Here is a 20,155-nt window from a genome sequence, read left to right on the forward strand (position 1 = left end):
TTAACCGGCGTGTAAAGCCGCCAGCAAACGATCCAGACCCTCATCCAGCTTGCTGCGCGGGCAGCCAGCATTAAGACGCAAATACCCTCGGCTGGCTTCGCCGTAAGTAGAACCCGGCATGATCGCCACCTTGTAGTGATGGATTAACTGCTGTTGCAGGGCCTGCTCATCAATACCGAGGGGATTAAGGTCAATCCATGCCAGATAGGTTGCCGCAGGCGGCTGCCAGTCGAGATCCGGAAATACGCCATTCAGTCGCAGGGCGATATGCTGCATATTCTGCTTCAGGTAGTCCCGCAGCGCATCGAGCCAGGGCGCACCCTCACGATAGGCTGCGATGGTAGCAGCGACGGCCATCACCGCCGGAGACGACAAACCATCCTGCTGTTTGAGCGCGTGGAACCACGCCTGGCGATCGGTGGCATCTGGGATGATGCCCCAGGCCCCTGTCAGCGCCGGAATATTGAAGCTCTTCGACGCAGAGGTGAACAGCGCCCATCCGGACTGCGCCACTTCGCTCCACGGCGTATGGCGTTCCGCGCCCAGCACCATATCCATATGGATCTCATCGCTGATCACCTTCACACCGTGACGTTCGCACAGCAAGGACATCTGCTGCAATTCCGCCTTCTGCCACACTTTGCCAGTAGGATTGTGAGGGCTGCACAGCAGCATCACTTTGCATTGCGGCCGCGCCAGCAGTGTCTCCAACTGAGCCATATCACAATGCCAGCTGTTGCCCTGACGCTGTAGAGGCAGTTCCAGCACGCGGCGTTGGTTGCCGTTGATGGTGTTGTAGAACGCATCGTAAGCTGGTGTATGGATCAGCACTTCGTCACCGGGCTGGGTCCAGTGGCGCAGCATCTGCGCCACCATGTAGATCACCGACGGGCCGTAGACCAGTGACTCGGCGGCGACGGTTGTGTTAAAGCGAGTCTGCATCCAGTGCTGCAGGGCAGCGAGGAAATCATCATGCTGCCAGCGACTGTAGCCAAACACACCGTGCGCCACACGCTGTTGCAGGGCATCAAGAATGCAAGGCGCGGTCGCGAAATCCATATCTGAGATGGTGAAAGGCAGCAGATCCGCCACGCCGAAGCGATCAGCAACAAAATCCCATTGCGTACACCAACTGCCGTGGCGATCCACCACACGATTAAAATCAAACATATCCATCATGCCACCGAGGTGCTCATCAGGTGTGCCATCTCATCTTTTACCGACTGGACTTGTGGGCCAATCACCACTTGCAAACTGGTTTGATTGAGATGGACCACGCCAATCGCGCCATTGGCTTTCAACGCGGCATCATCCACTTTGCTCATGTCCGCGATGGACAAGCGCAGGCGGGTCAGGCAGTTATCCAGCGAAGTGATGTTTTCAATGCCACCCAGTGCCGCCAGAATAGCCGGTGTGTTGTAACCGGATTTCCCCACGCCAGCACGACTCACCTGTTGTTCAACACTGTTGGTTTCTGCTTCGCGGCCGGGGGTTTTGATATTGAAGCGAGTGATGGCGAAACGGAAAATCGCGTAATACCCGACAAACCACACGGCAGCGATCACCGGCACCCAATACCACTTCGTGGAGAGGCCGTGCAGCACGCCAAATACGAAGAAGTCGATGACGTTACCGTCGGTATTACCAATGGTCACGCCGAGGATTGCCATCACGGTAAAACCTAAACCGGTCAGCAGTGCATGGATTAAGTACAACACGGGCGCGACAAACAGGAACAGGAATTCAATCGGTTCGGTGGTGCCACCGACCACGCAGGCCACCACGCCAGAGATCAGCAATCCTTTAATTTTATGGCGATTCTCAGGACGGGCGCAGTGATAAATCGCCAGCGCCGCACCTGGCAGACCTCCGAGGAAGGCTGGCATCTTGCCTTGTGACAGGAAGCGCGTGGCGCTCTCGGCAAAGCCATGTGTCTCTGGGCAGGCTAACTGTGCCTGGAAGATGGTTAACGCCCCGCTGACACTTTTGCCGCACACGTCCAGGGTGCCGCCGGCATCAGTGAAACGGATGATGGCCACCAGAATATGTTGCAGACCGAATGGCAGCAGCAAACGTTCGCCGGTACCGAAGATCATCGGACCAAACTCACCTGCGCTGTTAATGACCCAACCTAAACCGGTTATCGCACGGGCAAAGAATGGCCAGATCAATGGCACCACCAGGCCCAGCAGGCCCATCACCACCGTGGTCACAATGGGTACAAAACGCGTGCCACCAAAGAAGGCCAATGCGTCCGGCAGACGGATATTGTGGAAGCGCTCATGCAGCCAAAACACCACCACACCCACAATCACCGCACCGAGAATACCGGTGTCGATCGACTGAATGCCGAGAATGTTCTGTACGTTATTGGCTTTCAGCACGGCCGCATCAGTGGTAGGCAAAATGCCATTGATGTTGAGCCAGAAGTTGACGCTGAGGTTGAGCACGGCATAACCGACAAAACCGGCGAAGGCGGCCACGCCTTTATTTTCACGCGCCATGCCCAGCGGGATAGCAATCGCGAACATCACCGGCAAGTAGCTGAAGGCAAATGAGCCCAGCTTAGCCATCCAGATAAACAGGTATTGCAGCAGTGGCTGATCGAGCATCGGGATCAGCGTCAGCACATCATGGCTGCTGAGTGAGCTGCCTATTCCCAGCAGGATGCCGCAGAACGACAGCAGGGCAACAGGCAACATAAAGGTTTTACCCAGACTCTGGAAAAATTCCCAAAGTGACATTTTGGGTCGGCTGGCGGACATAGTCTCTCCTGGCAAAAAGGGGGCAAGTAATCAATTAGGTAAACAATGATAAAACGTTTTACCAAGCGTTTTTGTGTTTATAGTCACAAAGCATGACTAATGCTGGGCTTTATTTTTGCTGGAATCAGTGTAACGTTTTACCTCTTTGTTTCTTCATCAGTTGTTGGAAACGGAACGCGATGTCCCAGCAAAAAACCACTATCCACGATGTCGCGAAGGCTGCCGGGGTATCGGTCTCAACTGTCTCGCTGGTGCTCTCGGGTAAAGGGCGCATTTCATCGGCGACGGCAGAGCGGGTCAACCAGGCGATTGAACAACTCGGCTATGTGCGTAACCGTTCAGCATCGATTTTGCGCGGCGGCGAGAGCGGGGTGATTGGCTTGATCGTTCGCGATCTCAGCCAACCCTTTTATGCCGCGATGACCGCCGGTCTGAGTGAAGTCCTTGAGGCGCAGGGTAAAGTGTTAGTGCTGACGCAAAGTGGTCAGCACGGGCAAAATCTGCAGCGCTGTTTTGATTCCCTGGCGGCGCAGGGTGTCGATGGCATTGTGCTTGGCGGCGCGGTGGCGCAGGCGGAGACGTTAATTGTGCAGGCACGGGAGCAGAACATTGCTGTGATCTGCGCGGCCCGTGCCAGCAGCCTGGAGAAGGTGGATTCGCTGCGTCCGGACAACAGCCAGGCCGCACGTATCGCGACTGAATATCTGATTCGCCAGGGCCATCAGCGCATTGCCTGGGTCGGGGGATTGGGTTCATCGTTAACCCGCGCCGAGAGGATTGGCGGCTATTGTGCCACCTTAGTGCAATACGGACTGCCGTTTCGCCCGGACTGGATTATTGAGTGTGACGAACGCCAACAGAGTGTCTCGACCTTAACCCAGGACCTGCTGCATCACCATCCGCGCATCACTGCCATTATTGCCCACAACGCCAGCACCACGCTTGGCTGCTATTTTGGCGCGCTGCACAGTGGTCGTTCATTGGGGGAAGACGCGGTCGACAGTTATTTCACGCAAAAGATGGCGCTGGTGGGCTTCAATGACGATCCGCAACGCGAATCCTATGATGGCTCTTTAACCTTTGTCAGTAGCGAGGCGAGGGAAGTCGGCCGTCGTGCGGCTGAACGAATATTGCAGCGCTTGTCGCAGCCGGAAGAGGACGTGCAAACCTTAATTGTGCCGCCGCTGTTAGTGCGCGGAGGGTGAGGCGGCGAAATTGATGGTGAAGTGACTGTCACTTAATCGCATGAGGGTCACCATTGATGGTGACCCTTCGACGATCGTGCGCGTTTTTCGTCAGGTGCGCATTCATGCGCACCTGGAAAGCGCATCTTACTCCGGCATGCCTTCACTGGTCTGTGCGCCCAGCATATAGCGTGACAGGAACTGCTCCAGCGACATCTTGTCACCGTTCATCGTCACCTGGCCGTTGCCATACTGCAGGCTGGTGGTGATGTTATCATCCTGCTGCTGTGTCAGACGGAACATCTGTCCCATCGCCGCCAGTCCTTTCACTTGCTGATCCGCCAGTTTCTGCGCATCATCACCCTGATAACCTTCTGCCAGGCCCACATGGCGCATGGTTTCGGTTGCCATTGGCATATTGATGTTCAGTTTGCCATCCAGCGATTTCAATACGCGGTCAACGGCGGCACCGAGGTTCTGGGCTTCACCGGTCACAGTGGCTGGATCGTTGAAACCAATAGTGAGGTTGAAGGTGCTTTCCCCTTTGTCATTTTTCCAGCTCAGTGGCGCAATGCTGATATTTGGCGAGCCTTTTAACAGGGTCGGCAGGTTCGCTTTCAGGATGTTTTGCACACTGGCCTGATAGCGCACCGGATCTTCCGTCACACCAGGCTGATTCAGCAATGCCTGCATCTGCGCGTTGTAGTTATCCGAGAAGGTTTTCACTGCCTGCGCGTCAAACTGCGAAAACTTCATCGCCAGTTTCGCTTCGCCAAACGGCTGTTTCTGCAAGCTGATGTTGCCGACATTCACATCCAGATTGCCGCCGATCTTGCCGTCTTTATTATCAAAGGATGACTTGGTATCCAGCTTCTCCAGTGACAAACCTTCCTGTCCGTTGATGCTGGCGTTGAGTTTATCCAGACTGATGGACTGATCGCCGACGCGCACACCTTCCGGGCTAAGATGGGTATCGCCATTCAACTTCAGGCCGTTGAGGGTGAACAGCACTGGCTGCTCAACCTGATTTTTACTGGTGACGGCAATGCTGGAGAAGTCGCCATTCAGGCTGACTTTGTCACCTTTGCTGTCCGCACTGATCTCCAGCGTGCCGCCATTGGTGGCAAGGCGATCGCCAGTCTGCGCGTTGTTGTAATCCACGGCCAGCAGATCCAGCGAGGTATCCGTTGCGCCGCTGTAGCCAACACGAGTATCGGCGGTGACCAGTGATTTACCGTTAGTCAGTTCAAACAGTTTCTTCACAGCATCGGTGTTTTCCAGTTCGGTATGAACCGATGCCATGCTGGGGATCAGGCTGCCACGCTTGAGTTGGGCGAATGGGAAGGGGCCGTGATCGATGGTTTCGTTCAGCACGATGCTTTGACCCGGCTTCAGCAGCGGATTATCTTCCGTTTGCGAGCTGGCCTGAATCACCAGCTTGGTTTTACTGCTAAAGACACCGCGTTGATAGTCCTGATAGCTAAGCGTCAGGCGGCTGTTCGGTGCATAGGCATTCAACTGCGTATTGGCGTTTTGTAACATCTGATCCATGTGGCTTTCCAGCTGCTTGCCGGTAAACCAGGAAGCACCTGTCCAGATCACGCCGAGCGCTACAATCACACCTACGGCTACCTTGGTCTTTTTCATCGCTGAGTCGTCCTTATCCTTGGGTCCGCACGCCGTTATGAGGGGCGCCGAGTGAAGAAAAACGCCCGCAGGCGTTTTAAATTAATAGTTTGAAAGAATAGCAGTTAATGCTGGCAGCGTCAGCCGGATCAGTGGAGCGCGTTGAAGACGCGCGCCAGGCGTCCGGTGCCCGCGACGTTAACCGGTGACTCGTTCGCGGCGATAAAGCAAGATTCACCCGGTTTTAATACCAGCTGTTCACCTGATTTCTCTACCACCGCCTGACCCTCAATGCAGAACAGCAGGGCAGCACTCTGTTGCGCCAGAGATTGCGGCGTGGCGGAAAGGGCGTGGATGGCAAAGGCAAAATCGTCGACCGGGATCGGGAAGTTGAGGGTATCCCCCTGTTGCTGCGGTTGCGTCAGCAGCGTCGCAGCCGGTTTGGCCTCAAACTTCAGGTTCGCCATTAATTCTGGAATATCGATAAATTTCGGCGTCAAACCTGCACGCAGCACGTTATCGGAGTTCGCCATCACTTCCAGCGCAACGCCTTTGAGATAGGCATGCGGCGTTTCGGCAAACAGAAACATCGCCTGACCCGGTTGCAGGGTGATCACATTCAACAGCAGCGGGGAGAACAGGCCAGTATCGTCTGGATAATCATGTGCGATCGATTTGATGGTCTGCCATGGCTCGCCTTCACGTGAATTCAGCGCCGATTTTAGCACCCCCAATGCCAGAGACTTCGCATCACTTTTCAGTGACAGCAGCGTAGAGAACAGCTTCGCGAGGCTATCTTCATTGGCATTTTCCAGAAAATGGGCAATTTGCGGATGCGCGCCCGCAACAGGCTCCAGCAATGAAACCAACTCATGCATTTCACGGAAGCCGTTCATTGCCTGAAACGGTGTCAGGGCATAGACCAGTTCAGGTTTATGGTTGGCATCTTTGTAGTTGCGCTCGGCGGCGCTGAGTGGAATTCCGGCGGCATTTTCACGAGCAAAGCCTGCTTCTGCGGCGGATTTACTCGGGTGAACCTGAATGGAGAGGGCTTGATCAGCGCACAACACTTTAAACAGAAAGGGTAACTCGCCAAAGCGATCCGCCACCGCTTTACCCAGCACGCTCGCCTGATCGTCATTGATGACATCGCGCAGCGAACGGGTTGCTCCGTTGATTTCAACTGTTGAAGGGCTTTTCGGATGGGCACCCATCCACAGTTCCGCCATCGGCAATCCTTGCGGATTGGCAATGCCATAAAGTTCGGTCAGTGCAGTTTTGCTGCCCCAAGCGTAATTTTGCAGCGAATTGTTCAATTTTTGCATCGTTTACCCTTAATAACCGTAAGTAAATAGGCTTATTAAAGCAGAAAGTGCCATAGAAAATACATCAACAAGTGCAATAAGCGCGACAGGCTCGCATAATGTTAATTTCTTGTATGTGACAATCTTGCTCGCTCATTGGCGTCGCGGGAAGACGACCTGAGCGGAAACCTCAAAATCTGAGCTAAGGAGACGTAGTCATGGCAGCTAATCGCATTGAAAAAGATTCAATGGGACCGATCGAAGTACCGGCAGATAAGTTATGGGGCGCACAAACCCAGCGATCGCTGGAGCATTTCCGTATTTCCACCGAGAAAATGCCAGTCGCACTGGTGCACGCACTGGCGTTGACCAAGCGCGCGGCGGCGCAGGTTAACCGCGATCTCGGCCTGCTACCGGCGGAACGTGCAGACGCGATTTTGAAAGCTGCTGACGAAGTGTTAGCCGATAAACACAGTGAAGAGTTTCCGCTGGCGATCTGGCAGACCGGTTCCGGTACCCAGACCAACATGAACATGAATGAAGTGCTGGCCAACCGCGCCAGTGAGATTCTTGGCGGCGAGCGTGGCATGTCACGTTTGGTGCATCCAAACGATGACGTCAACAAGAGCCAAAGCTCCAATGACGTGTTCCCCACCGCCATGCACGTGGCCGCGGTCATCGCCGTGCGGGAGCAGCTGATTCCGCAGATTCATGTGCTAAAAAAGACCCTGAGCGAGAAGTCTGAAGCCTTTAAGGACATCGTCAAAATTGGTCGTACCCACCTTCAAGACGCCACACCCTTGACACTAGGCCAGGAGATTTCTGGCTGGGTAGCGATGCTGGAACACAACCTCAAGCACATCGAACACAGCATTCCGCATGTGGCTGAACTGGCGCTGGGCGGGACCGCCGTGGGTACCGGCCTGAATACCCATCCGGAATATGCTGTTCGCGTAGCGAAAGCCTTGGCCGATCTGACTCAGCAGCCTTTCGTGACGGCACCCAACAAGTTTGAAGCCTTAGCGACCTGTGATGCACTGGTGCATGCGCACGGTGCGCTGAAAGGTCTGGCCGCCTCATTGATGAAAATTGCTAATGACGTCCGTTGGTTAGCCTCGGGTCCACGTTGCGGCATTGGCGAACTGGCTATCCCCGAGAACGAACCGGGTAGCTCAATCATGCCGGGCAAAGTGAACCCGACACAGTGTGAAGCTCTGACCATGTTGTGCTGCCAGGTAATGGGCAATGATGTAGCGGTGAACATTGGTGGCGCGTCCGGTAACTTTGAATTGAACGTGTTCCGTCCGATGGTGATCCACAACTTCTTGCAATCGATTCGCCTGTTGGCTGATGGTATGGACAGCTTCAATCACCATTGCGCCGTGGGTATCGAACCGGTGCGTGAGCGCATCGATCAGTTACTCAATGAATCACTGATGCTGGTGACCGCGCTGAATACCCATATCGGCTATGACAAAGCGGCGGAAATCGCCAAGAAAGCGCATAAAGAGGGGCTGACGCTGAAAGGCTCTGCACTGAAACTCGGCTATCTGACCGAAGAGCAGTTCGATGAGTGGGTGCGACCGGAAGAGATGGTTGGCAGCATGAAGCAATAATGTGTAGGCCAGCATGATGCTGGCCTGCTCATCAGCTTCAGTGCGTGTTGCCAAAAAGGACAGGTTGTCTAAATCATTTTTGCCAGCTTACAGCCTGTCGCTCCATAAATGCAGCCGTGGGATCACCAGATGCAGCGGTTGCGCCAGCGGTTTGTAGCGATGGGCGACGTTATCAGCATCGTAATCCAGTAATTCCCCCAAAATCGGCACCTGCGTCTTATCGCGACACAGCACCAGCAGCGGTGAAGGGCAGGCGAGTTGCACCTGTTTCTTATTACTGGCGCGCCAGACGCGAGCGATGGGTTGGACTTTGACCGGTCGTTTAATCTTCAGCCTGGCGTCAGCAGGCAAGGACAGGATCATCTCCAGTTCCTGCTGCACTTTCTCGGCCCACTGTTCGCGTGTCCACGGGGCTTGGGCGCGGTTGGCCTTAAGACTGCGTTCCAGTTGCTCCACCACCGCCTCGCGCGTGAGGTTTTTGATAATATTCTTATTCGCCCAACCAAAACGCAGGCTGTCCGGGGCATGGAGCAAGGTGACGCTACGATAGGCATTCAAGGTAATTAAGCCGCGCAGATGCTGGTGCACAAACTCGAAGCGCGCTTCGCTCGGTAGGCCGGACTCGACGGTAATTAAGTGCTCAAGGCGCAGTTTCAGGGCATTGATATCCGCCACCTGCTGGCTGATGTGTTCGCTGGTGGCTTCATCTGCTTCAATGCAGATCGCACCCGGCAACCGCACGGCGGATTTGGTACTGAGTTTCTCCGACTGATCCTGCATAAACAGACGGCAATAATGGGTAAGCGCCATGTCACGCGCTTTCTGGCCGAGATGCTGTGTCACTGCAATTCGATCAATCTCATCATTCTCATGGCCTTTCTCAATTTCAGGCAGGCTAAACGCACGCGCGATCAACAGCGGTTGCTGTTCCACCTGCTGGCGCAGGGTCCTGAGACTCAATTCCAGGGTATTGACGCACTCATGCAGATCGGCGACTAAGTCATAGCGGCTCATGTTACGCTCTATAGTTACAACATGCCATTAACGTTAAACCAATTGGTGCCGATCTGCCAGCTGAAAAACCGGATTTCGCGAAGCAGGGCACACAGACATTTTTCCAGTAGGATGAACGTGTTATAACAACGCTTTGCCTGCTAACGGAAAAAAGTCGTGGAGCATCACCCTAAGCCTGCTGTATCTGCCATTGTCACACTGGGACTGGTGCAAATCCTGTCGTGGGGCGGTTCATTTTACCTGATGGCCGTGATGGCCAACCCGATTGTGGCGGAAACCGGCTGGTCACAGCAGTGGGTCTACGGCGCGCTGTCGCTGGGTATTTTGGTATCGGGCTTGCTCGCACCGTTGAGCGGCAGACTGATTTCAGGTTCTTATGGGCGGGTGTTGCTGGCATCCAGCGGGGCGGTGATGGCAATAGGGCTGGTGATCATGGGGTTGAGCCACCATCTGCTGCTGTTTCTCTTTGCCTGGCTGATTATCGGTATCGGGATGGCGATGGGCCTGTATGATTCGCTGTTTGCTACCCTCGGTACGTTGTATGGCGGGCAGGCGCGAGGGGCGATCACCGGTATTACGCTGATTTCCGGTTTTTGTACCTCGCTGGTGTGGCCGGGTACCGCGTTGCTGATCCACTGGCTGGAGTGGCGCGGCGCGTGTTTTGCCATCGCAGGATTGTTGTGTCTCGCCGTATTACCGGCTTATTTATATGCGCTGCCCGCGCCCACTCGATCCACCACGAAAGCAGCCGCGAATAAAGGTACCGGAAGAGATGAACTGGCGCCCGCGCTGTTTTGGTTGCTATGTAGCATTTTCACCCTCGCTTCGGTGATCATGACGGCCATTTCGGTGCAGTTGATCAGCCTGTTACAGGCCAGCGGTCATTCACTGACGGCCGCGTTAGCGATCAGCGCCATTTTGGGCCCGTGCCAGGTTGGATCGCGCATTGTCGATATCGCTTTCAAACGCGGGCATCCTATCTGGACAACGTTTTTTTCCGTGGGATTAGTGGCGATAGGTTTGATCTTACTGACGTGCTATCCACAGTTTGCGCTGGTGAGTATGGTGCTTTACGGCGCGGGAAATGGTTTACGTGCGATTGTGCGCGGAACTTTACCGCTGGTGATGGTCAAACCAGAGGCTTACGCAATTGTGGTGGGGCGCATGGCGCGGCCAGCACTGATTGGCCAGGCGTTAACGCCGCTGGTTGGAGGATACATTTTTCAGCAATTCGGCGCGAACGCGACACTCTGGTTGCTGTGCCTGTTGGCGTTAACCAATGTGCTGTTAGTCTGGGTGCTGAAGCATAAATTGCCCCCGCTTGACCCGCAAGCATCATAGCGAGCCGTAAACTAAGCAGCCTGTGCGCTTCTGCCTGATCAAATGATGAATACGTGCCTTGATCACAGTCGCTGGCTTCTAAAAAGCAACAGTGTTTGTTATATTTATTGCTCATTGATTACTCACTGCCGCGGCATGAAAACAATAAGATAGACCGCAACTCAGGATACAGAAATGCTAGATTACCGCTTCCCGACAGCTTTGCAGATGGTTTTGAGCGTAGCGATGGCGGAGCAACTGGGTAAACGCTCGACCAGTGCCATACTGGCTTATGGTCTTGAAGCGAACCCCAGTTTCATTCGGAAACTTATGGTTCCGTTAACGCGCGATGGCATCATCGTCTCTACGCTTGGCCGTACCGGTTCGATTCATCTCGGTCGCCCTGCTGCGGAGATCACGCTGCGTGATATCTATACCTCGGTCATTGAAGATAAAAAGCTCTGGGCTTCACGCCCCGATGTCGCACCCCGTTGCCTGGTTAGTGCTAACTTGTGCTGGTACTTCAAATCGATTGCGGAAGAGGCGGAAGAGGCCTCACTGAAAGTGCTGGAAACGCGCACAGTGGCAGATGCACTGGCTGAACTGAAGAAACATGATACCAGCAGCTGCGAAGAACTGCCCGATCTTGAAATCGAAGATCTCTGCAAAAAATCTCGCTGAGGTTAACCAAACGGTTACCGGGCATAAACCCGGTAACCCAGTCACTTATTTTGACATCCCATCCTTAGACATTTCATCTTTTGCCATACCGTCTTTTCCCATGCCGTCTTTCTTCATCCCGTCATGTTTTTTCATCGGCTTTTTCATACTGTCTTTCTTCATGCCGTCATGAGACATCGCGCTTTCATTTTGCATGCCATCTTTCGCCATAGTGTCAGCGGCATATGCACCTGAAGCAGCCATCAACAGTGCGCCAGTGAACAGCGTTGCAATAATCTTTTTCATCTTCATTTCCTTACAGGGTTTTAGGGGAGATTAACTGCCGCCAAACCAGTTATAGCCTTGGTCTTCCCAGTAGCCACCGGTGAAGCGGTTGGTGATTTCTATTGAAATAATGTGTTTTGGATTTTTGTATCCGAGTTTGGTTGGGATACGCAGTTTCATCGGATAACCATATTTCGGCGGCAATAAGTGGCCATCCCAGGTTAAAGCCAATAACGTTTGCGGATGGAGCGCCGATGCCATATCAATGCTGGTGTAATAGTCATCTGCACAACGGAAACTGACATATTTTGCTTTGGTGTCTGCACCAATCAATTGCAGGAAGTTACTGAAGCGTACGCCGCCCCAGCGGCCAATGGCACTCCATCCTTCAACGCAAATATGGCGCGTGATTTGTTCATGCTGTGATAATTGATATAACTCGGGTAGTCGCCAACTGCGCTTATCTCGTACCAGCCCACCAATCTGCAACTGGTAATCATCACCGTTAATTTGTGGAATATCCTCTTCACCGTAAAAAGCATTAAACGGGAAGGGACGGGTGATATCCTGCAATGTATATTCAGGTGCCATTTTATACCCACTGAATAGCCACCCCTGAATGCGGTCGTTAAAGCGCGACATGCGACTTAAGACGCTTTCGATGTCTGGATTATTATCAATGTCACACCCGCTCAGCATGGCTACGCCGCCCACGGTTAATCCCATGCGCAGAAAATTGCGTCGCGAATGTCCTGACAGTTGTTTTGCCAGCAGGGTTGTCGCGTCCTTAACCAAAGCCTCTTTGTCACTGTCTGAAAGCTGAATGTTTTTATTGGCCATTGTTAACGTCCGCGCGTCATCAGTAATAACGTTTTAGGCACCAGCGCGACCATGATCAGATGAATGACGACGAAAGCGCATAAAAAGGCCATGGCGAAGAAGTGGATGAACCGTGCAGTGTCGTAGCCACCTAATATTTCTCGCAGGAAAGGAAACTGCACTGACTTCCACAGCACCAAGCCTGAAATGGCTAATAGCATTCCGTCAATGACAACCAATAAATAGGCGAACTTCTGCACCATATTATATTGGCTTAAATCGTGATGGCTGAGATGTCCTCGCAATGCAGATATTCCATCCTGCCATAATTGAGGGAGGCTTAATGGCAAGAACCGTTGGCGAAAACGCCCGCTGATGATATTCAATGTGAGATAGAGAATGCCATTGGCGGCAAACATCCACATCGCAGCAAAGTGCCACTGTAATGCGCCACCCAACCAACCACCCAAGGTGTATTCATTTGGGAAGGAGAACGGAAATAACGGTGAAGCATTATAAATTCGCCAGCCGCTAAGAATCATCAGCACCATAGTAACGGCATTTATCCAGTGAGTGGCTCTCAGCCAAAGCGGATGAATATTTTTACGGTTGTGGCTTTTCATTATTTTTCTCCTTCTACCGCTATGCCGTTTGGAATGGAGAGATTTTGCGTCGCGATTGATCACAGAGTCCTCACGCAGAGTTAAACAAAATGTGATAACTCGCGAAGTCGAATCTGTATAAGATGAAAAGGAGTTCATTGAGGCGGCAAACATGGCAAAGAAAATCTTAATTGTTGAAGATGATGGGAATATCGCAGAGCTGTTGCACATTCACCTGCGCGATGAAGGCTTTGATATTACTCATGCAGCGGATGGCGACAAAGGCAGTCAACTGCTGGAGAGCCAGCGCTGGGATGCGCTGATTTTTGACATTATGTTGCCCGGTGTGGATGGGCTGGAACTCTGTCGCCGTGCGCGTAACTTGCCGCATTACACGCCGATTGTGATGATCAGTGCGCGAGCCAGTGAGGTGCATCGAGTACTGGGTCTTGAACTGGGCGCGGATGATTATTTAACGAAACCCTTCTCCATGCTGGAATTGGTGGCGCGAGTGAAAGCGCTGTTCCGCCGCCAGGAAGCGATGAGCCAAAATCTCCGTCAGGATGCTGGAAATCTTCGCCTTGGCAGCCTGAGCATTGATCCCGTCGCGCGTGAAGTCAAATTAGCACAGACGCCGATTGAGTTAACACCACGCGAGTTCGAGCTGCTTTACCATTTTGCCCGTCATCCGGGGAAGGTCTTCTCGCGACTCAGCTTGTTGAATCTGGTGTGGGGCTATCAGCATGAAGGCTATGAACACACGGTGAATACGCATATCAACCGCTTGCGCCTCAAAATTGAAGCTACCCCGGCGGAACCACGCTGGATACTCACCGTGTGGGGGCAGGGCTACAAATTTGTGGTGCCAGATGAGGGAGACAATGCCTGATGAAGCGCCTGTCGCTCACCCAACGATTAACGCTGGTCTTTGCGCTGATGCTGCTGATCAGCAGTGCGCTTATTCTTTTGATTCAAGACAATAATCGCCAGCAGTATAGCGACGCGATGATCCAGAACTTGTCGCGGGATCTGGCGGCGTCCATCGCCAAAAGCAGTGTGTTGATGAATGCCGGAAATACCGATGGCCCAGCCCTGAAACAGCTGTTTGGCCAGATGATGTCCTATAACCCCAGCGTTGAGGTTTATCTGTTGGATGCACAGGGACGCATCCTGGCCAATGATGCGCCAGCGGGGCATGTGCACCGAGATCGTGTTGACGTCCGGCCGCTGCAAAAGTTGCTGGAGGGGGTGCCGCTGCCCGTCTATGGTGACGATCCTCGTTCCACATCCACCCATAAAGTGTTCAGCGTGGCGCCGATCCTTAATGGCAACAGCACAGAGGGTTATCTCTATGTGATTTTGCAGGGGGAGAATTATCAATCTCTTCAGCAGGGGATGAAATTATCGGTACTGCGCAGCGCGATGCTTTGGTCAGTCGTGGTGATCGTCCTGCTGGGATTGGTGGCAGGAGCGGTTGCCTACTATTGGGTGACGAGACCGGTGCGAAAACTCACACAAAAAGTGACTGCGGGTGAAGATGCGCTACACCTTCTTGCCGCAGAACCCCATTCACCACAACATGATGAAGTCGCTCAATTACACAATGCGTTTATTGATATGGCCAAGCGTATCGCCTTACAGGTCGAGAAGCTGGAGTTGAAAGATCAGCAGCGTCGTGAATTTGTCGCCAACATTTCGCATGACTTACGTACACCGCTGATGTCGATTCAGGGCTATCTGGAAACGCTTTCAGTGAAAGCCAGTCGCTTAACCGAGGCGGAACGCAGTCGATACCTGCACATCGCGCTCACCCAGAGTGAAAAAGTCGGCATGCTGGCCCAGCAGCTGTTTGAGTTAGCCCGCCTTGAACATGGCGTTGTCACGCCGCAATATGAACGCTTTTCATTGCCGGACCTGGTTCAGGATGTGATCCAGAAATTTGAGCTGGCCTTAGAGAAATCCAGTCTTCATTTAACCGTGGATATTGAGACGGGATTGCCTTTGATTGATGCGGATATGTCGATGATTGAGCGTGTTCTGACCAATCTGGTTGATAATGCCATCCGCCATACGCCGTCGGGTGGGCACATCACCCTGCGTCTATGGCTCGAGGATCAAAAAGTGATGATGGAGCTGGAAGATAATGGCCCTGGCATCTCCCCGGAAGTCAGCCAGACGCTGTTTGAACGGCCCTCCATCATCGACCCGAATCGCCGTGACAATGGGGGATTAGGCTTGGTGATCGTCCGGCGTATGTTGCAATTGCATCGCGGAGACATTGCGCTAAAACCCGCCCCCGGTGCCTGCTTCCAGCTTTTCGTCCCGCTATAAAAAAGGGCGGCCACGCTGGGCCGCCCATACTAACAGTAAACGACTTTAAACTGTCTGTACCTCTGCGGCAGGCTGCTTACGCGTCACCAGCTTACGCAATGTCACGTAGAACACCGGCGTCAGGAACAGACCGAACAGCGTCACGCCCAGCATGCCGGAGAACACGGTAATCCCGGTGACACCACGCACTTCCGCACCGGCACCTTCACCGAGAATCAGCGGTACGGTACCGGCGATGAAGGCGATGGAGGTCATCACGATCGGGCGCAGACGCAGACGACAGGCTTCGAGCGCAGATTCGACAATCCCTTTGCCCTGCATCTCCAGCTCGCGTGCGAACTCGACAATCAGAATCGCATTCTTACATGCCAGCCCCATCAGCACCACCAAGCCCACCTGCACAAACACGTTGTTATCGCCACCGGTCAGCCACACGCCGACCAGCGCTGACAGCATGGTCACTGGCACAATCAGGATCACCGCCAACGGCAAGGTCCAGCTCTCATAAAGGGCCGCCAACACCAGGAAGGCTAACAGTACCGCCACCGGGAAAACGATAAACGCGGTGTTACCTTGTGTTGCCTGCTGATAGCTCAGATCGGTCCATTCGATGTTCATGCCGTTCGGCAGCACCTGGCTCGACATCGCTTCCAGCTTCTCCATCGCCTGGGCTGATGAGAGCACGCGCGGATCGGCGTCACCAATCAGGTCAGCTGCTGGATAACCGTTGTAACGGATCACCGGGTCAGGGCCGTAAGTGGTGGTGATGTTGACCATACTGCCAATCGGCACCATCTCACCCTGGCTGTTACGAGTACGCAGATTAGCTATGTCCTGCACGGTATCGCGGAAATCACCGTCTGCCTGCGCCATCACTCGCCAGGTGCGTCCAAACTTATTGAAATCATTAACGTAAGATGAACCCAGATAGATTTGCAAGGTGCTGAACAGATCGGTGAGTGACACACCTTGCGCCTTGGCTTTATCACGATCCACTTGTACATCCAACTGCGGAACGTTGGCCTGATAAGAGGAGATCGGGAACATCATGCCTGGCGTCTGCATCACCGCACCGGACAGGGTGTTAATGGCAGTTTGCAAGGCACCGTAGCCCAAACCTGCACGATCCTGCACATACAGCGAATAACCCGAACCTTGACCTAACCCGAGAATCGGCGGTGGCATGATCGAGAAGCCGAAACCTTGTTGGATTTTGGCGATCTTGGCGTTGATCTCGGCATTGATCTCCGCTGCGCTGCGTGTACGTTCACTAAATGGTTTCAGGCCAAAGAACACGGTACCGGTGTTCGGCGTGTTGGTGAACTGCAGGGCGTTCAGGCCGGGGAAGGCGACCGAGTAGGCCACACCTTCGGTGTTCATGCCGATCTCGCTCATCTTACGAATCACTTCATCGGTACGCGCCAGCGATGAACCCTCAGGCATCTTCACGCCGCCAATCAGGTAGAGCTTGTCCTGAGTGGGGATAAAGCCGCCGGGTACGGTGTGGAACATAAAGCCTGCACCGGCCAGCAACAGCACATAGACGCCGAACACCGCGCCGCGACGGCGTAAGGTTTTGCCCACCATTGACTCATAGCCATCCGAACTGCGCTGGAAGAAGCGATTGAACGGACGGAATAACCAACCAAGCAGACGATCAATCAGACGTGTTGGCAAATCCTTCGGCGCATCGTGCGCTTTCAACAGTTTCGCCGCCAGCGCTGGTGATAAGGTCAGCGAGTTGATCGCCGAAATTACCGTCGAAATAGCAATGGTTACGGCAAACTGCTTATAGAATTGCCCCGTCACGCCGGACAGGAACGCCATCGGCACGAATACTGCACACAGCACCAAGGCAATGGCGATAATCGGTCCCGACACTTCACGCATCGCCTGATGCGCCGCCGCGGTGGGTGACAGGCCCATGGCGATATTACGTTCGACGTTTTCCACCACCACGATGGCGTCATCGACCACGATACCTATCGCCAGCACCAGCCCAAACAGACTGAGCGTGTTCAGCGAGAAGCCCAACAGATAGAGCACGCTGAAGGTACCCACCACCGAAACCGGCACCGCCAGCAACGGAATGATGGAGGCACGCCAGGTCTGCAGGAAAAGGATCACCACCAATACCACCAGTACAATCGCCTCAAACAGCGTTTGCACCACGGCACGGATCGAGTCACGCACGAACACGGTTGGATCGTAAGGTGCGGCCCACTGCACATCATCCGGGAAGCGAGTTGCCAGTTCAGCCATTTTGGCACGCACGGCATTCGACAGATCGATGGCGTTGGCGCCTGGTGCCTGGAAGATACCGATGCCGACCGCATCTTTGTTATTCAGCTGAGAGCGCAGGGCATAGCTGCCCGAACCCATCTCAATTCGCGCCACGTCACGCAGGCGCACCAGCGTACCATCGTCTGCGGTCTTCAGAATGATATTGCCGAACTGTTCTTCACTCTCCAGGCGGCCCTGCGTGTTGATGGACAGCAGGAAATCGCTGGCCTTTTTGGTCGGTTCTGCACCCAACTGACCGGCAGAGACCTGCACGTTCTGCTCCTGCATCGCGCTGACCACATCAGAAGCGGTCATGCCACGCGCCGCCACTTTGTTAGGGTCGAGCCAGACGCGCATCGCGTACTCACCGGCACCGAAGATCTGAATCTGTCCCACGCCAGGCAGGCGCGCCAGTTCATCTTTGACCTTTAAGGTGGCGTAGTTACGCAGGTAGAGTGAATCGTACTTACCGTGAGGCGAGAACATATGCACCACCAGCGTCAGCGTGGGTGACATCTTCTGTGTGGTCAGGCCGAGTTGACGCACCTCTTCGGGCAGACGCGCTTCCGCCTGCGCCACACGGTTCTGCACCTGGACCTGCGCCTGATCGGGGTCGGTACCTGGACGGAAAGTCACGGTGGTGACCAGCACGCCATCAGAACCGGCAACCGACTTCATGTACATCATGTTCTCAACCCCGTTAATGGCCTCTTCCAGCGGCGTCGCCACGGAATCTGCAATCACTTTGGGGTTGGCACCTGGGTATTCCGCGCGCACCTGCACGCTGGGTGGTACCACGTTGGGATATTCACTGATCGGCAACAACGGTATGGCGATCAGTCCGGTGGTAAAGATCAAAATCGACAGCACCGCCGCGAAGATCGGTCGGTCGATAAAAAAGCGGGAGAAATCCATAACAGGCAGTCTCGATTGTTATTGAGCGGAGCGCATTGCCACCGGCTGAGCTTTCACCGGCATGCCAGGCATGAACACTTTCTGCAGACCATTAACGATCACCTTGTCACCCGGCTGTAATCCGGATTGCACAATGCGCAGGCCATTCGCCATTTCGCCAGCCTGAATGTCGCGACGCTGGGCTTTACCCTGTGCATCAACCACATAGACGTATTTACGATCCTGATCGGTCAGCACCGCTTTATCGTCCACCAGTAGCGCGTTAAACGCGGCACTGCCTGGCAAACGCACGCGGGCAAACAGACCTGGCGTAAACTGATGTTCGTGGTTATCCAGCGTGGCGCGCATACGAATGGTGCCGGTGCTGGCGGTCAACTGGTTATCAAGGAAATCGACGGTGCCGCGATGGGGATACCCTTGTTCACCGGTCAGCGCAATTTCCACCGGCAGTGCGCCGCGATTTTGCCCCTGACGCGCTAAGGACTGATATTGCAGATAGGTCGCTTCATCCACATCGAAATAGACGTAAATGCGATCCTGTGACACCAAGGTGGTCAGTACGCTGGCACTGTCCCCGGCGGTGACCAGGTTACCGGTGGTGATCATCGCGCGGCTGGCACGACCATCAATCGGCGCGGTCACGCGGGTGAAGTCGAGATTCAGCTGCGCCATATCCACGGCGGCCTGTGCGGACAGCACATTGGCCTGCGCCTGGTTAGCCGCAGAGCGACGTTGTTCCCACTCTTCGCGTGACACCACGTTGGTACCTATCAGCTTATCGGTACGCGCCGACTCACTGCGTGCCAGCGATGCCTGGCTGCGTGCGGTGGCTAATTCAGCCTGTGCCTGTTCTAGCGTGGCGCGATAGGTGCGATCGTCAATGGTGAACAGCACCTGGCCTTTTTTCACGTCATCGCCTTCGCGATAGTTAACCTGATCGATATAGCCCGAGACGCGCGGTCGCAGTTGCACACTCTGCACCGCCTCAAAACGTCCATTGAAGCTATCCCACTGGCTAACCTGTTGTTGAACCACCTGCGCGACACTCACTTCGGGCGGCGGCGGTGGGGCGTTTTGCGCCACTCCGCGATCGCAACCGGCCAGCAGGCTTCCCAGCAACATCACTCCTGACAGGCTTACCGCCCGACGAACCCCATATGTTTGCAGATGCATTGTTGTTATTCCGCTTTGGTGTGAAAAAAGAAAGGACATGTACGAAAAATCTGCAACTTTTAAGATTGCATTAAAACGCGATGAGTGTAGGCTGCTGCAAACTGCATCTGCAAGAATATCTGATACACTTTATGTGCTGTTTTGATCAATTCGTTTCAGAGGGGGAAAGCCCCTACAGCGAGTGCGGCATTTAATGCAATAATAAAACTTGCATTAAATGTCATAGTCAGTCACCCTTAAAGTGTAATTGCAACTGAT

General features: G+C 54.0%; 16 protein-coding genes. 6 read left to right on the forward strand and 10 right to left on the reverse strand.

The genetic code is table 11. The features are described from left to right. Positions 1 to 1,170 (reverse strand): MalY/PatB family protein, encoded by a 1,170-nt coding sequence (locus QMZ30_RS13390; RefSeq protein ID WP_283227741.1) that lies wholly within the window; start codon positions 1,168 to 1,170, stop codon positions 1 to 3. Positions 1,171 to 1,175: 5 nt separating this feature from the next. Further along, positions 1,176 to 2,765 carry a maltose/glucose-specific PTS transporter subunit IIBC gene (malX, locus tag QMZ30_RS13395; RefSeq protein ID WP_283227742.1) on the reverse strand — a complete coding sequence of 530 codons (1,590 nt, stop codon included), beginning with the start codon at positions 2,763 to 2,765 and terminating at the stop codon, positions 1,176 to 1,178. Positions 2,766 to 2,944: 179 nt separating this feature from the next. Here malX and malI point away from each other — a divergent pair, with 179 nt between their 5' ends. Continuing rightward, positions 2,945 to 3,970: a Mal regulon transcriptional regulator MalI gene (gene malI, locus QMZ30_RS13400; protein ID WP_283227743.1), complete on the forward strand. Its 1,026-nt coding sequence runs from the start codon at positions 2,945 to 2,947 to the stop codon at positions 3,968 to 3,970. A gap of 126 nt (positions 3,971 to 4,096) precedes the next feature. Here malI and QMZ30_RS13405 read toward each other — a convergent pair whose 3' ends face one another. Together QMZ30_RS13405 and manA are read right to left on the reverse strand one after the other, a co-directional pair. After that, positions 4,097 to 5,596: a YdgA family protein gene (locus QMZ30_RS13405; RefSeq protein ID WP_283227744.1), complete on the reverse strand. Its 1,500-nt coding sequence runs from the start codon at positions 5,594 to 5,596 to the stop codon at positions 4,097 to 4,099. 128 nt (positions 5,597 to 5,724) lie between these two features. Next, positions 5,725 to 6,900 (reverse strand): mannose-6-phosphate isomerase, encoded by a 1,176-nt coding sequence (gene manA, locus QMZ30_RS13410; RefSeq protein WP_283227745.1) that lies wholly within the window; start codon positions 6,898 to 6,900, stop codon positions 5,725 to 5,727. A 197-nt stretch (positions 6,901 to 7,097) separates the two neighbouring features. On the opposite strand from manA, the gene fumC reads away from it, so the two are divergent. Continuing rightward, a complete protein-coding gene (fumC, locus tag QMZ30_RS13415) occupies positions 7,098 to 8,495 on the forward strand; it encodes a class II fumarate hydratase (RefSeq protein ID WP_039333599.1) in 1,398 nt (465 codons plus the stop codon). 87 nt (positions 8,496 to 8,582) lie between these two features. On the opposite strand, the gene tus is transcribed toward fumC, so the two are convergent. Continuing rightward, positions 8,583 to 9,509, reverse strand: a complete 927-nt coding sequence (tus, locus tag QMZ30_RS13420) for a DNA replication terminus site-binding protein (RefSeq protein ID WP_283227746.1) — start codon at positions 9,507 to 9,509, stop codon at positions 8,583 to 8,585. 156 nt (positions 9,510 to 9,665) lie between these two features. Here tus and QMZ30_RS13425 point away from each other — a divergent pair, with 156 nt between their 5' ends. Together QMZ30_RS13425 and QMZ30_RS13430 are read left to right on the forward strand one after the other, a co-directional pair. Continuing rightward, the gene (locus QMZ30_RS13425; protein ID WP_283227747.1) at positions 9,666 to 10,850 is read left to right on the forward strand and encodes an MFS transporter; all 1,185 of its coding nucleotides are present in this window, start codon (positions 9,666 to 9,668) and stop codon (positions 10,848 to 10,850) included. Positions 10,851 to 11,024: 174 nt separating this feature from the next. After that, complete coding sequence (locus QMZ30_RS13430) at positions 11,025 to 11,510, forward strand: RrF2 family transcriptional regulator (protein ID WP_039336968.1); 486 nt, start codon at positions 11,025 to 11,027, stop codon at positions 11,508 to 11,510. A gap of 45 nt (positions 11,511 to 11,555) precedes the next feature. On the opposite strand, the gene QMZ30_RS13435 is transcribed toward QMZ30_RS13430, so the two are convergent. Genes QMZ30_RS13435 through QMZ30_RS13445 form a run of 3 tightly spaced genes read right to left on the reverse strand, consistent with a single transcriptional unit; the run spans position 11,556 to position 13,216 of the window. Further along, complete coding sequence (locus QMZ30_RS13435; protein ID WP_283227748.1) at positions 11,556 to 11,795, reverse strand: pentapeptide MXKDX repeat protein; 240 nt, start codon at positions 11,793 to 11,795, stop codon at positions 11,556 to 11,558. A gap of 30 nt (positions 11,796 to 11,825) precedes the next feature. Then, complete coding sequence (locus tag QMZ30_RS13440; RefSeq protein WP_283227749.1) at positions 11,826 to 12,614, reverse strand: molybdopterin-dependent oxidoreductase; 789 nt, start codon at positions 12,612 to 12,614, stop codon at positions 11,826 to 11,828. Between the two features lie 2 nt (positions 12,615 to 12,616). Then, a complete protein-coding gene (locus tag QMZ30_RS13445; RefSeq protein WP_283227750.1) occupies positions 12,617 to 13,216 on the reverse strand; it encodes a cytochrome b/b6 domain-containing protein in 600 nt (199 codons plus the stop codon). Between the two features lie 151 nt (positions 13,217 to 13,367). Between QMZ30_RS13445 and QMZ30_RS13450 the strand changes: the two genes are divergently transcribed. Then, a complete protein-coding gene (locus QMZ30_RS13450; RefSeq protein WP_283227751.1) occupies positions 13,368 to 14,084 on the forward strand; it encodes a response regulator transcription factor in 717 nt (238 codons plus the stop codon). Beyond that, positions 14,084 to 15,526 carry a sensor histidine kinase gene (locus QMZ30_RS13455; protein WP_283227752.1) on the forward strand — a complete coding sequence of 481 codons (1,443 nt, stop codon included), beginning with the start codon at positions 14,084 to 14,086 and terminating at the stop codon, positions 15,524 to 15,526. Before QMZ30_RS13450 ends, QMZ30_RS13455 begins: the two co-directional genes overlap by 1 nt. A gap of 45 nt (positions 15,527 to 15,571) precedes the next feature. On the opposite strand, the gene oqxB is transcribed toward QMZ30_RS13455, so the two are convergent. Then, complete coding sequence (oqxB, locus tag QMZ30_RS13460) at positions 15,572 to 18,724, reverse strand: multidrug efflux RND transporter permease subunit OqxB (RefSeq protein ID WP_283227753.1); 3,153 nt, start codon at positions 18,722 to 18,724, stop codon at positions 15,572 to 15,574. Between the two features lie 18 nt (positions 18,725 to 18,742). Beyond that, a complete protein-coding gene (locus tag QMZ30_RS13465; protein WP_283227754.1) occupies positions 18,743 to 19,897 on the reverse strand; it encodes an efflux RND transporter periplasmic adaptor subunit in 1,155 nt (384 codons plus the stop codon). Between the last annotated feature and the right edge of the window lie 258 nt (positions 19,898 to 20,155).

It is taken from the genome of Pantoea sp. EA-12, from assembly GCF_030053355.1.
GTDB lineage: Bacteria > Pseudomonadota > Gammaproteobacteria > Enterobacterales > Enterobacteriaceae > Pantoea > Pantoea vagans_C.